General features: G+C 39.9%; 13 protein-coding genes. 3 read left to right on the forward strand and 10 right to left on the reverse strand.

The window, feature by feature from the left end; translation table 11 throughout:
* Positions 1 to 258: 258 nt before the first annotated feature.
* From IV50_RS02555 to dnaA, 10 genes are all read right to left on the reverse strand, one after another.
* On the reverse strand, positions 259 to 1,227 hold the full coding sequence (locus IV50_RS02555) for a hypothetical protein (protein WP_057744656.1): 969 nt from the start codon (positions 1,225 to 1,227) through the stop codon (positions 259 to 261).
* Between the two features lie 6 nt (positions 1,228 to 1,233).
* Positions 1,234 to 2,496, reverse strand: coding sequence for a hydroxymethylglutaryl-CoA reductase, degradative (locus tag IV50_RS02560; RefSeq protein ID WP_057744659.1), 1,263 nt, complete (start codon positions 2,494 to 2,496; stop codon positions 1,234 to 1,236).
* The gene (locus IV50_RS02565) at positions 2,497 to 2,949 is read right to left on the reverse strand and encodes a MerR family transcriptional regulator (RefSeq protein ID WP_057744662.1); all 453 of its coding nucleotides are present in this window, start codon (positions 2,947 to 2,949) and stop codon (positions 2,497 to 2,499) included.
* Between the two features lie 133 nt (positions 2,950 to 3,082).
* Positions 3,083 to 5,257, reverse strand: coding sequence for an LTA synthase family protein (locus IV50_RS02570; RefSeq protein WP_057744665.1), 2,175 nt, complete (start codon positions 5,255 to 5,257; stop codon positions 3,083 to 3,085).
* Between the two features lie 375 nt (positions 5,258 to 5,632).
* Positions 5,633 to 8,206 carry a DNA gyrase subunit A gene (gene gyrA / locus IV50_RS02575; protein ID WP_057744668.1) on the reverse strand — a complete coding sequence of 858 codons (2,574 nt, stop codon included), beginning with the start codon at positions 8,204 to 8,206 and terminating at the stop codon, positions 5,633 to 5,635.
* Between the two features lie 42 nt (positions 8,207 to 8,248).
* Complete coding sequence (gene gyrB, locus IV50_RS02580) at positions 8,249 to 10,192, reverse strand: DNA topoisomerase (ATP-hydrolyzing) subunit B (RefSeq protein ID WP_057744670.1); 1,944 nt, start codon at positions 10,190 to 10,192, stop codon at positions 8,249 to 8,251.
* A gap of 19 nt (positions 10,193 to 10,211) precedes the next feature.
* Positions 10,212 to 11,330 carry a DNA replication/repair protein RecF gene (gene recF / locus IV50_RS02585; protein WP_057744673.1) on the reverse strand — a complete coding sequence of 373 codons (1,119 nt, stop codon included), beginning with the start codon at positions 11,328 to 11,330 and terminating at the stop codon, positions 10,212 to 10,214.
* Positions 11,330 to 11,560, reverse strand: a complete 231-nt coding sequence (yaaA, locus tag IV50_RS02590) for a S4 domain-containing protein YaaA (RefSeq protein ID WP_057744676.1) — start codon at positions 11,558 to 11,560, stop codon at positions 11,330 to 11,332. Before yaaA ends, recF begins: the two co-directional genes overlap by 1 nt.
* 176 nt (positions 11,561 to 11,736) lie before the next feature.
* A complete protein-coding gene (dnaN, locus tag IV50_RS02595) occupies positions 11,737 to 12,867 on the reverse strand; it encodes a DNA polymerase III subunit beta (protein WP_057744679.1) in 1,131 nt (376 codons plus the stop codon).
* Positions 12,868 to 13,065: 198 nt separating this feature from the next.
* Positions 13,066 to 14,481 carry a chromosomal replication initiator protein DnaA gene (gene dnaA / locus IV50_RS02600; protein ID WP_057744683.1) on the reverse strand — a complete coding sequence of 472 codons (1,416 nt, stop codon included), beginning with the start codon at positions 14,479 to 14,481 and terminating at the stop codon, positions 13,066 to 13,068.
* A 694-nt stretch (positions 14,482 to 15,175) separates the two neighbouring features.
* On the opposite strand from dnaA, the gene rpmH reads away from it, so the two are divergent.
* The 3 genes from rpmH to yidC all read left to right on the forward strand — a co-directional run bounded on the left by rpmH (position 15,176) and on the right by yidC (position 16,635).
* A complete protein-coding gene (rpmH, locus tag IV50_RS02605; RefSeq protein ID WP_057744688.1) occupies positions 15,176 to 15,310 on the forward strand; it encodes a 50S ribosomal protein L34 in 135 nt (44 codons plus the stop codon).
* Between the two features lie 100 nt (positions 15,311 to 15,410).
* Complete coding sequence (rnpA, locus tag IV50_RS02610; RefSeq protein ID WP_057744691.1) at positions 15,411 to 15,797, forward strand: ribonuclease P protein component; 387 nt, start codon at positions 15,411 to 15,413, stop codon at positions 15,795 to 15,797.
* A 1-nt stretch (position 15,798) separates the two neighbouring features.
* On the forward strand, positions 15,799 to 16,635 hold the full coding sequence (yidC, locus tag IV50_RS02615; RefSeq protein ID WP_169790318.1) for a membrane protein insertase YidC: 837 nt from the start codon (positions 15,799 to 15,801) through the stop codon (positions 16,633 to 16,635).
* Positions 16,636 to 16,708: the final 73 nt, after the last annotated feature.

Genomic DNA, 16,708 nt, shown 5'->3' on the forward strand with positions numbered 1-16,708 from the left:
GTGACCCTACACATTTGTTTATATCGAAACGATATTCAGTTTTCAATGATCTACTTTTTCGTTAGACAAGAGGCATTACCTCTTACGACCCAACTTGATTAAGTTTACTGTATTTAGTAATCAAAGTCAACAACTTTTTAATTTAAATTATCGTGTGACTTTTATCGCTCAAGTAGAGAACTCAAACTATATTACAGAACCAGCGGGTCTTTGTCAATAAAAAAAACAAACAATTTAAATTGTTTGTTTTCGTCTTTTTTAGTCACGCAAAGTATAGGGTTGTTTGATTTGATCGAATAGCTCCGATACTGATAATTGATAGAGTTCTTTGAAGAATTCAGCTCGTTGTGTTTCTTCTTCTGGAGCTGAAATAGCAAAACTATTTTGACCATCTTGTTTTGTTACACCAATATATGCCGTTTGGTTTGTTGTCTCATCCAATAAATCAACATGCTTAATATTGAAAATTTGATTAACCGTCAAACGCAATTGGCGTTCTGAAAGCACTGGCGTTAGGGTAGCAAACTCCTTCGCATTCAAAAGTGGCAATTGCATTTTTGCCATTTGTTCATCAAATGTTGTGAAGGCCGCGACAACAGCACGATGCAATCCTAAGGCATTGGTGATTTTTTCAGGCTGCATAGCTGCTAAAATCTCACTTGCGGCGGCCCAGGCCACTGGATACAAATCCATTAGCTCTGTCTGCTTTGCCTTAATTTGATCATTATCAAGCACGCTAAACAATACCTGCGCATCTAATAGCAGCATAATCCGCAAAGCTGCCTGGCTTTGCTCATCATCTGATGTTTCAGGAGTCAATTCTGCTTCAACTCCCTTAACGTACCCGTTCAAGACATCATTTGTAATCAAACCATGTTGCTTTTGTTCTTTATAGATAATGGCGTGCAAAGCTGGGCGATACAAGTAAGTTGACATCACAATCATTTGTTCCGTCAAATCATCATTATCTGCCACCTTCAATTGGAAGAACACTTGTGGGAAACCACCAAGTCCCAACATCATATGTAGTAACTCATGTGTAGCTGTAAAATCTGGGGCAGTTGCATCAGTCACCTGAATGGCCAAACGTTCACCAAGCACATCTGTTGTCACTTGTTCGTGATTAATAATGCCAGACGCATCCCCACTTCCATGTAACACAATTGAACCTGGATATAATTGATTAACTTGATCGAGTAACTTTAATGTATCTGCTGAAAATTGCATAGTAATTTACCTCATCTCTTTTCTAATATCTTCTAACAAGGCCTGCGCTGAGGCTTGATTAATTTGTTTTGATTTTGTCAAAGCTGCCACAAGTAGGGGAACTTCAGAAACCGTGGCGCCCACCTGTAGGGCAAGTGACTTCGCTTGAAGCGCCATATGACCAGCCTGAATACCACTTGAAACTAATGCTCTTAAGGCCGCCAAGTTTTGTGCCAATGCAACACCCGCTACTATTGCGCTCAATGTCTGCGCGTCAGGATTCCCCATGATCTGCTGGTTTAACTGGACTGCTGGTACAATACCGATTGAACCACCAACCACTCCTAACATCAGTGGCATTTTAATATAGCCGTGTAAATAGTCGCCATCGTCAGAAACTAACCATTGAGCCAGTCCCTTATATTGTCCTGATTCAGCAGCGTAAGCATGCATTCCTGCGTTCACGGCACGCGTATCATTACCACTAGCGAGTACAACGGCTTCAACGCCATTCATAATGCCTTTATTAGCAGTGACTGCACGATACGGTGTTAATTGTTCCATATGGCTGGCTTGCGCAATTTTCTCAGCAACCTCCGCACCAGTCATGCCTTGCTTTGTTTTCAAAGCCACCACTGGTACCGTAACCTCAGCTTCGATCAGCGCTTCAGTTGCATAATTTGATAGAATACCCATCAATATTTCAAATCCGGCTGAACGCAAGTCTTGTGCCACCGCCTCAGCCATTGTATTGACGACATTAGCGCCCATGGCTTCACATGGATCGACTAAAATATCAACTGCAACCGTGTTTATATCCAACGGCTCAATTGTAATATCTTTTGCACCGCCACCACGGGCTAGCATACTTGGGTGTGCTTGATTGGCTACTGCTAATAACTCTGCCGTATGTTGCTCTACATAATCCTGAAACGCCTCAGCATCTTCCAAGTTAATCGCAATCACTTGTCCTCGAATCAACCGTTGTTTAAACGCTGCTCGAACTCCATCGCCTTGATTCAACATTCTGGCACCGTTGTTAGCGGCTGCAATGACGCTAGGCTCCTCAGTCGCCATCGGTACTGACTTATGTTCACCATTAACCTTAATATCCGTCAATAACCCCGTTGGCACTCCGAAATTATATAGATAGTTTTCTACCAGCTGATCACCAACCGGGTTATAGTTCTCAGTTATCAGTTCTGCCTGATTCCCATCAATCAAATGATGGTCAACTAAATATTGTACCCGATCTTGCCAATCTAATTTATAGTAACCTGACCAATTCATTTATTCACCCTCTGCGCGCACATGATAATGAACTTTTTCATTTTCATCAATTGAAGCCCATAGCCGTGTTTGCGCTTTCTCGTCAAAAATTCCTAGATCCACCATCATTTCACCATCCACTTCTTCGATGCCACGAACAGCATGCCCGATAATGGTATGAATCTTTCCAAACATCTCTAAAATTTCATCCGTCTTGGCGACGGCTGCTTTTAACGTATAGCCTTCATCCAAAAAGTATTTAATTGATTGAACTTTATGAAACGCTTCATAGTTATAGACCCGGGCATCTTGATCACCTTCCCGTGGTAACGGATTGATAATCGCCTTGCTTTCCCAGTAACGTAACTGACGGGTTGACACGCCTGTCATTTTCGATAGCTCCCCAATTCTAAATTTAAAGAGATCAGGTTTAAATATGCTTTCAATCACTTCTCTTTTATCTAAATATGCCATCAATTCACACCCGTTATTTCAAATAATTTTACTTACCAAGATTGTTAACCTATTTAACAGACATGTTCAATTTTACTAAATTCCCATAAAAAAAGCCAACCGACAAAATATCGGCTGACTGGTAGTTCTGTGCTTATGGATTAGGCTTATCATTTCCGCCATCCGTGGCATCCCCTTGATCAGGGTTTATTTGCTGAATCCGCGAAGTATTTAATCGTGGCTGATCCTTTTCAGGCGCATCCGTCTTGTACAATGGTTGCGTTGATTTGTTTCCATGAATGGTAAACAAGTCACGTGAACTTGATTTACGTTGTTTCTCAAGATTTTTCAACTTTTCCAAACCGTTCGAATAATTGTATTCCTTAGCATCCACTGGTTTAAAGCCCTTTGGCGTGTAGAAACGCAACAAATCCTTTTGATTAATTGCATCCGATACGCGTAATTGTTCATGCGCGGCATCAGTCGCTTTCTTTGCCTGAGCAAGTTGTGCTTCGGTTGGATTTTCTATCGGCTGGTCAGTCTTATTATCGTACATCACTGAATTAATGTAACTGTACTGTGGTGTAATCACATCACCGTCACGCATAGCTACCACTTGTTGACGTTTGTCACTCAACAAGTCTTGTCCTAATTCAACATATTTCTTGGTATCCGTCACACCTAACAAATGTAACAATGTTGGCATTACATCAATCTCACCACCATACGTATGGTTGATGAATCCACCCTTATAACCTGGAATATGAATCATAAATGGGACACGTTGCAACTGAGCATTATCATTAGCATTCCACTTATCTGGATCCTTCCCTAAAATAGGCGCCAAAGCCTTATTTTCGGAATTAGAAATACCATAATGATCCCCATACATCACGATAATGGAATTATCGTATAACCCTGAACTCTTCAAATAATCAAAGAATTCATGAATAGATTGATCCATGTAGTGATTCGTTTCAAAATAACCGTCGACTACCTTCGATCCACTATCCGTCGTTTGGAAGTTCGGATCTTTATCCTCACTATCCAAACTATATGGGAAGTGATTTGTCACCGTGATGTACTTTGCATAGAACGGTTGTTGAAGACGCTCTAAATATGGAATTGAATCATAAAATAGAAGCTTATCCTTCAATCCATAGCCTGTTGCTTTATCCCCAGATGTATCATAATAACTCGCATCAAAGAAATACTGGTATCCCATGTTCTTGTACACGTTATTTCGATTCCAGAAACTTGCTGTATTTCCATGGAAAACTGCTGAAGAGTATCCCTGTGTCTGCTTCAAGATACTTGGCATAGCCTGGAACGTATGATCACTTCCCTGCGTAGCAAATAATGATCCTTGCGGCAACCCAAAAGTTGAGGTCTCCAGCATGTTTTCTGCATCAGAAGTTTTTCCTTGTCCTACCTGGTTGAAGAAGTTATCAAAACCAATGGTACTCTTTGAATGATAAATACTATTCAAGAAAGGGGTCACTTCTTGGCCATTAACTTTTAAATCAAGTGAGAATTGCTGGGTTGATTCAAGGTGAATCACAAATACATTACGTCCCTTTGCAATTCCTGCATACTTAGCATTCGCTGGCACATTATGGTCGCGAATGTATTTCTGTACTTTTTCGATATCTGATTTCTTAGCGCTACTCTTCATTTCAGAAACTTTTTGTGCGCGAATGGCATCAGAAAAAGTATAACTATCTAGCCCCAAATAACGGACCATCATTTTACTATCAAATTGACGGGTGATTAATTGTGGCCGATCCATTTCACTCAACATTAGCACAAGCATTGACCCTAAAATTGCAAAACTTGTAATACTGAAAGCTTTAAATTTTGCGACTGCAGGTGCTTTTAATCTGATTTTCCTAAAGACAACCAAGATTAACAGCACAATTAGATCGAGCCAAAAGAAAATATCATGTACATTACTTAAGGCAAATCCAGACGCGCCCAATCCTTGATTAACTTTATCGTATCCCAACATAACTAAGACTGACATGAAGTCAGAAAACTCACGATAATAGATAACATTTAACTGAACTAATGCGATATTTGCAATATATATAATTAATGAAATCGGATAAAATAGTTTAGGTGATTTAAAATATAAAGCAAAACTTAGTAATAATAATGCAATTGGTATTGGATTCACTAATAGAGTTATCCATTGAACCGGGCTAGCACCCTGATACAATTTAAAGTCCATTATGTTAGCCATCTGTGTTTTAGCCCAGAGTAAGGCAACTAAAATCACAATAAAGCCAATCCGTGATTTAAACCAATCAGAAAGACGACTCTGCTTCATAGATTATTGGTTCCTTTGTTTTTTTTTAACTATTCTCCATTATACGATAAATTCTGACAATTGTGTCCATCGTATAGTGTATACATCATATTAAAAGTAATTTAAACCAGCCATAAGGCGTTCCCTACGTCTCAAATTATGTCACTATCCTTTATGAACATGGATTTTCAGATGTTTACATTGGTGCTTTTGAAATTTGCCAAGTCGTTTTCATAAGCTGATAAAATATCACGCGCGCAGAGCAGTTTGACTCACTTGATGCTCTGGTTTCTACATCACGCTGATTACTTCAATGTCATCCTCATACTCACATGATTAAAACCAACCCATAAAAAAAGCTTATCCAGTTACGCAAACTGGATAAGCTTTTTAATTTTACTCTGAGTCATCTTCAGCACGGTCAAGCAAGGCTTCTACTTGTTCAGTCTGAGAATTAACTGCTTCAGCTGGTTCATCTACGACATCAACCACAACAGTTTCAATCTCCTCATCTACCGCTGCATCAGCATCGGGATCCGGATCAACTGTGGTAAATGTTGCAACCTTTGAATCACCATCCAAGCGAATCAAACGAACTCCTTGAGTTGCACGGCCTGTTTCAGAAACAGCATCTACGCTGAATCGAATCATGACCCCCATATTAGTTGTTAACATGATGTCTTCATCATTATCAACAACAGCAATTCCAGCAACTGGGCCATTCTTCTCAGTGATTTGGGCTGTTTTAATACCCTTACCACCACGACCCTTAATTGGATATTCGCTAACTGGGGTCTTTTTACCATAACCATTTTCAGTAATAACTAAGACATACTTATCATCTTCAAGCGCTTGGGCTCCGATGACATAATCGTCATCCCGCAAATTAATTCCACGAACTCCGGCTGCAGTTCGTCCCATTGAACGGACAGCAGTGGAGTTGAATGAAACGGCATAACCATTGTGCGTACCAATTAGAATATTACTTGCACCATTGGCAACTAACACATTAATTAATTCATCTTCATCCCGCAGATTAATCGCACGCAAGCCACTTGTTCGAATATTTCCAAAGTCAGAGACTGGTGTCCGCTTCACAACCCCTTGACGAGTAGTAAAGAAGAGGTAGTCTTCACTTTCAGAAGCATCTCCTTGGACACTAATCACCGTTTGAATAGATTCATCAGAATCAAGTCCCAAAAGATTAACGACTGGAATTCCCTTAGCCGTTCGGCTATATTCAGGAACTTCATAACCCTTCAAACGGTAAACGCGACCAGTATTAGTAAAGAAGAGCAATGTATCATGTGTTGATGATGAGACCATTTGGTCAATAAAGTCATCGTCATGCACACCCATACCTTGGACGCCTCGACCTCCACGGTTTTGTGAACGGAATTCACTTTGGGCCATACGCTTGATATAGCCACCACGCGTTAGTGACACAATGACATCTTCTTCTTCAATCAAATCTTCATCTTCAATTGATGTAACATCACCAACTTGCAATTCAGTTCGACGTTCGTCACCAAATTTATCTTGAATCTCCAACAATTCTTGATAAATAATTGCATCAATTCGTTCAGGCTTTGCCAAAATATCCTTGAAGTCAGCAATTTTTGCAACTAATTCTTGGTATTCATCTTCAACCTTATCGCGTTCCAAACCAGTCAAACGAACCAAACGCATATCCAAGATAGCTTGGGCTTGCTTATCTGATAAGGCATAATCTGCCATCAATTGTGTTTTGGCAATCTCAGCAGTTTTTGATCCACGAATAATCGTAATAATCGCATCGATATGGTCCAAAGCAATCCGCAATCCTTCAAGGATATGCGCACGTGCTTCGGCCTTTTTCAAATCAAATTCAGTACGACGACGAATTACTTCTTGTTGGTGTTCAAGATAAGCAACTAAAATTTCTTTTAAGCCAAAGAGCTTTGGCGCTCCATTTTGAACGGCCAACATGTTGAAACTAAAGTTAGTTTGCAACAATGTCTGCTTATACAAGTTATTCAAAACCACAGAAGCTGACACGTCACGACGAACATCAATTGCAATTCGGTAACCTTCCTTGTCGGATTCATCGTTAACACCGGTGATTCCTTCAATTCGCTTATCACGACCTAAGTCGGCAATTCGTTCAATCAAACGTGCCTTGTTGACCATAAATGGTAATTCAGTCACGATAATGCGTTCGTGTCCAGATTTATCAGTCTCAATATCAACCTTGGCACGTACCGTAATATGACCTTTTCCAGTTTCATAAGCCTTACGAATTCCAGCTTTTCCCATCACGATTCCACCAGTTGGGAAATCAGGACCTGGGACAGCCTCCATTAATTCAGCGGTCGTCACATCAGGATTATCCATCAACATGTGAATGGCTGATATAACTTCACCCAAATTGTGTGGTGGAATGTTAGTTGCCATTCCAACCGCAATTCCATTCGTTCCATTAACCAGCAAGTTTGGGAAACGTGCTGGCAAGACTTCAGGTTCGTGATCAGTACCATCATAATTATCGATGAAATTAACGGTATCCTTATTGATATCACGTAACATTTCAACTGAAATCTTACTCAAACGTGCTTCGGTATAACGCATCGCGGCAGCTGAGTCTCCGTCAATTGAACCGAAGTTTCCATGACCGTCAACCAACATGTAACGATAACTAAAGTCTTGCGCCATACGAACCATCGATTCGTAAATCGCTGAGTCTCCGTGAGGGTGATACTTACCCATGACATCCCCAACAATACGGGCTGATTTTTTATGTGGCTTATCTGGCGTCACACCAAGTTCGTTCATGCCAAATAAGATTCGACGATGCACAGGCTTCAGTCCATCACGGACGTCAGGTAATGCTCGTGCCACGATAACTGACATTGCATAGTCCAAAAAGGACGTCTGCATCTGTTCGCCAACATTGGCATTTGTTATCCGACTATCATATTGTTCTTCAGACATTCTTGACCCTTTCTATATCTTTTGGAAATACGTCTATACGAACTAAATATCTAATTCAGCGTATTGCGCATTCTGTTCAATGAATTCACGACGTGGTTCAACCTTGTCACCCATCAACATTGAGAAAATACGATCTGCTTCAACCCCATCATCTAATTGCACACGCAATAGGCGACGATTTTCAGGATCCATTGTTGTTTCCCAAAGTTGACTCGCATCCATTTCACCAAGTCCCTTATATCGTTGAATTGCAGGCTTCGGTGAAGCATTTAGCGTTGGCAATAAGCGATTAAGTTCTTCTTCTGAATCCAAGTACTGCACAAATTTCCCTTGACGCACTTGATAAAGAGGTGGTTGCGCAATATAAACGTATCCCTTTTCAAGAAGAGGACGCATGTAACGATAAATTAGCGTCAATAGCAATGTTCGAATGTGGGCACCGTCGACATCGGCATCAGTCATGATAATCAACTTGTGATACTTAGCCTTGGTAACATCAAATTCATCACCAAAACCAGTTCCCATAGCCGTAAAGAGTGACCGAATTTCTTCGTTACCCAAAATCTTATCAATGCTTGCCTTTTCAACGTTCAAAATTTTTCCACGAATTGGCAAAATAGCTTGTGTCAAACGTTCACGACCTTGTTTAGCTGAACCACCGGCTGAGTCTCCCTCAACAATAAATAGTTCAGAAATTTCAGGGTCTTTTGACGTATTATCCGCCAACTTACCTGGCAAATTAGAAATTTCAAGCCCGCTCTTCTTACGTGTCGCTTCACGTGCACGCTTTGCAGCTTTACGAGCTTTATTCGCCAACATTCCCTTTTCAACAATCTCACGCGCCGTTGCTGGGTTTTCCAACATAAATCGTGAGAATGTTTCTGAAAACATGCGATCAACAGCAGTTCGTGCATCAGAATTTCCAAGTTTAGTCTTTGTTTGACCTTCAAACTGTGGATCTGGGTGCTTAACTGATACAATCGCTGTCAAACCTTCACGCACATCTTCACCAGAAAGAGATTCATCCCCATCCTTTAAGATGCTGTTCTTACGTGCATAGTCATTGATAACACGTGTCAAAGCTGACTTGAATCCCGTCTCATGGGTTCCACCTTCATAAGTGTGAATATTGTTAGCAAATGACATCATGTTTGAATGGAAATCATCCGTATACTGCAAAGACACTTCAACAGCAATGCCATTTTCAGTTCCTTCAACATAAACTGGATCTTCAAACAAAACATCTTTATTAACATCAAGGTATTCAACATACTCTTTGATTCCACCTTCATAGTGGAATGATTCTGTAACGGGTTCTGCTGGACGATTATCTGTAATTGAAATTCGCAATCCCTTATTCAAGAAAGCCAATTCACGGACACGGTTTGTCAAAGTCTTGATATCAAATTCCGTTGTTTCTTGGAAAATATCAGGATCTGGCGTGAAATGAACAATTGTTCCACGTGAAACAGCAAGTCCTTCAGGGCTCACTTCATGGATACTATCCTTCACATGCCCGCGTTCAAAGTCCATATCGTAGGCTTTATCATCACGAACGACAATCACATCTAATTCAGTTGATAATGCATTAACAACTGAGGCTCCAACACCGTGAAGTCCCCCAGAAACTTTATAACCACCACCGCCGAATTTTCCTCCAGCGTGAAGTACAGTAAAGACTGTTTCAAGGGCAGACTTACCTGTCTTAGCTTGAACGTCAATTGGAATACCACGACCGTTGTCAGTCACAGTTATTGAATTATCTTTTTCAACTGTCACAGTGATGTGATCCGCAAAGCCAGCAAGGGCCTCATCGATTCCATTGTCGACAATTTCCCACACTAAATGATGTAGACCTTGACTCGTTGTTGTTCCGATATACATTCCTGGACGCTTACGCACCGCCTCAAGTCCTTCAAGAACTTGAATCTGGCTGGCATCATAATCATCCGCTTGTGTATGCATTTGTGTATCTTCTTCAGCCATTATTTTTCCCTTCTAACATTCATTCATTTTCTTTAAGTGTTCCATCTTGGACATTAAAAATCTTTGGGTCCTCAATCAATTGTTTAGCAACATCACTCAAAGAAGGTGTCGTGATAAACGTTTGCACCTTATTTTGCATTGCTTTTAACAAATGCGTTTGGCGACTTGCATCTAATTCAGATAAGACATCGTCTAGCAATAATACTGGATATTCTCCTGTTTGCTGTTTCATTAGATCAATTTCAGCAAGTTTAACGGCTAATGCCGTTGTTCTTTGCTGACCTTGTGAACCAAAGGTTGCCACATCAAATCCATTAACTAAAAAACGTAAATCATCTCGATGAGGTCCAACCTTCGTAACCCCTTCCGCAATTTCACGCTTTTGCACACGCTCAAACTCTTTGGTTAAAGTTTGCTGTAATTCTGTTTGGTCCAACTCTTCAACATTTTTAATTTGTGAAATATAGTCAATTTCAAGTTTTTCTTGATTTTGCGTAATCGCTTCATGAATTGGTTGTGCAGCTTGGTTAAGATCTTTCAAGAGCTTAATCCGCCGTTCAATTAATTCCGAAGCAAAAATAACAAGTCGCTCGGTCAGAACTTCTAAAAATAACTTGTCGGATTGTTTTTGCATTTGTAGTTGTTTTAAATATTGATTGCGCTGTTTTAGCGTGGCCCGATATTGATTGGCCACATACAGATATTTGGGGCTCATCTGACTAAATTCACGATCAATAAAACTACGTCGAACAGAAGGTGCACCTTTAACTAACTCTAAATCTTCAGGAGCGAACAAAATAACATTCAGATTCCCAATATAGTTGGCTAATTTCGGCTGATTCAAATGATTCACCCGTGCCTTCTTGCCTTTATTTGTAAACGTTAATGAAAGTGGTACCTTCCCAGAATTTTTTTCTACGACGCCGGCTACGCGGGCTTCACTTTCTCCCATCATAATCAATTCTTTATCAGAATGGGTTCGATGTGAGCGCGTCAAAGCCAGCACATAAATTGCCTCCAGTAAGTTCGTTTTACCTTGGGCATTTGCACCTAAAAAAACATTTACACCTGGTGAAAATGTGACGTCTAAATCTTGATAATTCCGGAAATTTTTTAACGTTAATTCCGTCAAATACATTAATCCGTTGCGCCCATCCCATTAATAACGAATCGTTCACCAGATGGTACCGCAACAATATCACCAGGATAAAGCTTACGGCCACGGCGATCATCGGGTTCTTGATTTACCAAGACTGTATTTTCACGTAGATACCATTTTGCTTGTCCACCAGTTTCTGTTACGTTGGCCTGCTTTAATAATTGCCCCAGTGTAATGTATGGTGTTTGAATATTGATTTCTTCAGCCAATTGAACCCCTCCTATTTGAAACAAAGTGTCATTTCTCTACTTTCTATTATACGCTTTCATAGGACTTTTCACAATCTTAAAAAGCCGATATACGCATTCTGAACAATTTATGTCAAATGTGACAAAAAAGCCGAAAACCCCTTCTGAATTCTTAAAAGGCAATTTTCGGCTTTTTATTAGTATGTGCGTACTGGCGTAATTAATTGAATGAAGTTAGTTTCATTGTTCGTTGGTACTAACGTGAAGGGATCCAAAGGTGTTTTGAACCCAATTTGGATTTCTTCATCACCAAACGACTTCAATGCTTCCCGCATATAATCTGGGTTAAATGAAATCGTTAATTCATCCCCTGAAGTTTGTGCAGCAAAAATTTCTTCTTCAACACGTCCAACTTCAGGTGAATTTGATGAAATCGTTGAACGACTATCACTCACCATAAATTGGATTACGTTTGAGCGACCTTCGTGACTAAGTAAAGCTGCACGTTCAATCGTTTGCAACAAGTCACGCGCATTAATCGTTAGTGTTGTTCGCTTTTCTGTTGGAATCAAACGTGATGCATCTGGATAGTTTCCTTCTAGCAAACGTGAATAGAACACTGTGTTTTCACCAAGTTGGAAAATCACTTGATTTTCAGCAACCCGAACATCAACTGTTTCAACATCATCAAGCATGGCTTGGAGTTGTGTCAATGAAGGCCCTGGAATGATGATATCAGCGTTGACATCAGATTCACCGAAGGTTACTGTGCGCTGTGCTAAACGGTGTCGATCAGTCGCAACAGCTGTTAAATTCCCACCAGCGATGATGAAGTGAACCCCTGTTAAGATTGGTTGACTTAATTGTTTTGAAACTGCAATCACCGTTTGGCTAATCACTTCAGTCAATGTGGCTGCTGGCAAAATTAAATGGTTAGTGACTTCAATTTCTGGCAAGTGCGGATAACTTTGCGCATCTTGTCCATTAATATCAAATTCAGCACTTTCAGATGTTATTTTGGCTTGTAAACCATCATTGTTAGTCAAAGTGAAAGTTTCACCAGGTAGACGTTTTACGATATTAGCAAAAAATGATGCTGGTAAAACAAGTGCTCCTGGTTGGGTTTGTTCTAATTTAGCTTGATCATCACTGAATGGGATTTTCGTTTCAATCGAAATATCTGTATTAGATCCGGTTAAAGTTAACCCTGTCTCATCTAATTCTAATTTAACACCTGTCAAAATTGGCATTGATGTACGTGAAGAAATAGCACGACTGACATGATTCATTGCTTTAATAAATTCTGAACGATTAATTGTAAATTGCATTTGACTCTCCTCATGAACATGTATCAAGCGTTGCTTATGCATGATTTATTTATAAATATAAAAAATAGTAATAGTAATAAGGGGTGTGGATACTGTGGATAACTCTAATACAGTTGATTATACCAATAATTGGTCTATGTGGATGACTGTGTGGATAACTTTTTTCAAACTTTCGACTTATCCACAGGCAGGATTGTGTTAATCGCTTAGCTTCTCGCGAATTTCTTCAACCTGACGTTGTAGTTGTTCATCTTCTGCAATCTTCTTTTCAATTTTTTCTGTAGAATGCATCACAGTTGTGTGATCCTTACCACCAAAGGTACGTCCGATTTGAGGTAAAGAATCTTGAGTTAGTTCACGAGCCAAATACATTGCTATTTGACGTGGTACCACAATTTCTTTATTACGCTTTTTACCATTCAAGTCATCAATCGTGACATCGAAGTAAGTTGCCACAGTATCTTGAATAATAGGTACAGTGATGGCACGCTGACGCTTAAAGCTCATCTTTTCCAAGATTGAACGTGCTGTTTCTACAGTGACATCGGCTTTACTAAACTTCATCTTACCAACAACTTGATTGAAGACACCTTCCAAGTCACGGACGTTCGTATCAACGGCTGCCGCGATTTCATCAATCACATCATTTGGAATGTTGAGATTTTCTTGATCGGACTTATTCCGTAAAATGGCAACTCGTGTAGGTAAATCTGGTTTGGTGATGTTTGCTGAGTAACCTTGTCCGAAACGAGTGACTAAACGCATCTCTAACCCGGGGATTTCTTTAGGTAGTTTATCTGAAGTTAAAACGATCTGGTTATTTTCACGGGTAATGGCATTAAATGTATTGAAGAATTCTTCTTGAATTTTTTCCTTACCGGCCAAGAATTGAACATCGTCAACCATTAGTAAATCAGTACTACGATACTCGCGCTTAAAGGCTTCGGTAGCTTTAGGTCCACGGCGCAACGCTTCAGTAAAGTCATTGATGAAATCTTCAGTGGTGATGAATTTTACCTTAGCTTCAGGGGTGCGTTCTAAAACAGCATTTCCAATGGACTGCATTAAGTGGGTTTTGCCAAGTCCAACGCCTCCGTAAATTAACAATGGGTTCCATTGTGTTCCAGGATTGTCAGCCACAGCTTGCGCAACTGAATAAGCCTCTCGATTTTCGTCAGACGAAACAAATGTGTCAAAACGGAATTCGGGGTTTAGGGTCGCTTTTGTGATGAAGTTTGAAGCCAAGACAGTTGAATCACCATCGTCAGATTCGACAGGGTCATTTGTAGACGAGTCGGCTGGATTCAAATCCAATTGGGTTGGTTTTGGTTCTATATATGTAACGGACGGCATAACATAAGTTGGCTGTCCGTTGAGAGACATGGTTGCCATCATTGCGGATTGGACGAAAGATTGCGTGTAAGCATTACCGTCAGTTTGCCATTCATCAGCAACATTTTCATGATTACTGGTCAATTGCAAAGTAACAGAATTATTATCATTTTCAATGATAGCGACCGGAGTCAAACTATCAATATAAGTTGCATATGAAAATTCATTGGTTTTCTTTCTCAAATCTTCTTTGATGGCATTCCAAAGTTGGATAGGATCCATTTTGGACGACCTCCTAAAAAGAATTAACTGGTGCAGAATAGTTATCCACAGAGCAAACTGTGAATAAATCTTATCACGTCACTCATTGTAACAGGGATATATTGAGTTTTCCACAGCTAAAAACGCGCTAGATAGGGAATCTAAACCACTATAAATAACAAAAAGAGATATTCACAGGCTGTGGAAAAAGTTATTCGACTTCCCACAGGGGTGTGATTAAAAAAAATAGGAAATTGTGGATATCTGTGGATAACTAACTGAAAATTGAGTTATCCATAACTAATTGTGGATAAGCGGATGTTACCATAGCAGTATTCAACAGACTTATCCACATATTCACAGGGGTAACCAAATTTATTTATACACCGCTGTGGATAATGTGGATAAACTGTGGAAATTGTGGAAAAACTACATAACAGAGTGTTAGGTGGGGTGTGGTTATCCACATAACAGAGCGTTAGATTTGGGATAACTTTTTTATTTTGAAATATTCAAATTAACCGGCCTGTTTTAAGTTTTTGAAGTCATACATTTGGTATAATAGGTAGCAACATTCAATAAAGAATCTTTTTTTGGATGCAAAAGTTCGTTTTGCTTGAATTGTATTTCGACAAATGGTATTATGGAAAACGAATTGTGGTTTGGCCTCGCCAACCGCAGGCCAAATCTAACTACGAATGAGAGGTGTTTTCACATGAAGCGTACATATCAACCTAAGAAGCGCCATCGCTCACGTGTGCATGGTTTTCGTAAGCGCATGAGCACTAGCAACGGACGTAAGGTATTAGCCCGTCGCCGTCAAAAGGGCCGTAAGGCATTGTCAGCCTAAGTAGGTCATACCTTCTATAGGAATTACTGATGAATGATGCGCGTGATGCGGCCAGGAATGGTTGCATGGCGCGTTTTCTTTTTGTCTTAATGGAGAAAAAATGAGAAAAAGTTATCGAGTTAAATCAGAAGCTGACTTTCAAAAGGTTTTCGATCAGCATCACTCGGTCGCAAATAAAATGTTTATTGTTTACACGATGCAACGTGATCAACCTACCCACTTTCGTTTAGGAATATCAATTTCTAAAAAAGTTGGGTTGCGTGGTCACGAGCGCGTTTGGGTAAAACGTCGGATTCGACAAAGTGTTTTAGAATTTAAACCACGATTACGTCAGGATATGGATATTTTAGTCATTGCGCGTCCAAGTGCACACGATCAAGACATGGCGACCATTAAGAAAAATCTAGAGCACGTCTTTAATTTAGCGCATTTATTTGTTGATACAGATGAACAAACGCATGACGCTAGTTCAACGGAGAAGAATTAATATGAAAGATACCCTAAAGAAGTTTTTGTATATGCGTTCTTTCCCAGTCGCTATTATCGCGTTAATTATTATGGTAATTGCTGGCGTTACCTACAATGGGCCGGTTGGTTCAGGTTCAGGATTGTGGAGCGGAGTCATTGTTGGCGCTGTTTCGCGTTCTATTTTAGGTGTGTCGGCATGGTTGGGGAATAATTATGGTTTAGGAATTATTGCCTTCACCATTTTGATTCGACTATTGATTTTGCCATTGATGGTACATCAAACCGAATCTACCATTAAGATGCAAGAAATTTCACCTCAACTGCAAGCTTTGCAAAAGAAGTATAAGTCAAAGGATCAAGATTCTATGATGGCTTTGCAAGCAGAGCAAAAAGCATTGTACAAAGAAGCGGGTGTAAATCCATTTGCAAGTTTTATTCCATTGATTGTGCAATTACCAATTTTGATGGCGCTATATTCAGCCATTCAAACAACAAAGGTCTTGCAACACGGAACATTCTTGTGGGTACAATTGGGTGAACGTGATCCATACTTCATCTTGCCTATCTTAGCGGCTGCCTTTACTTTCCTATCTTCATACATTGTGATGATGGGACAGCCAGAGCGAAACACGATGACAACGACAATGACCTTTATGATGCCAGTGATGATTTTCATCTTTGCGATTAATGTGCCATCTGTTTTGTCACTTTACTGGGTAGTTTCCAATGCGTTCCAAGTGGCTCAAACTTGGACATTGCAAAACCCAATTAAGTTACGTGAACAACGTGAGGCAAAGAAAGCGGCTGAAAAAGCACGTGAACGGGCTATTAAAAAGGCCAAGCGATCAAAGAAATAAGCATCAATTAGTTAAAAAAAGGACTGGTTTTTAAAAAACTAGTCCTTTTTTTAAGGTCTAAAACAGTTAATCG

Origin of the sequence: Weissella viridescens (genome assembly GCF_001437355.1) — a bacterium.
Lineage (GTDB): Bacteria > Bacillota > Bacilli > Lactobacillales > Lactobacillaceae > Weissella > Weissella viridescens.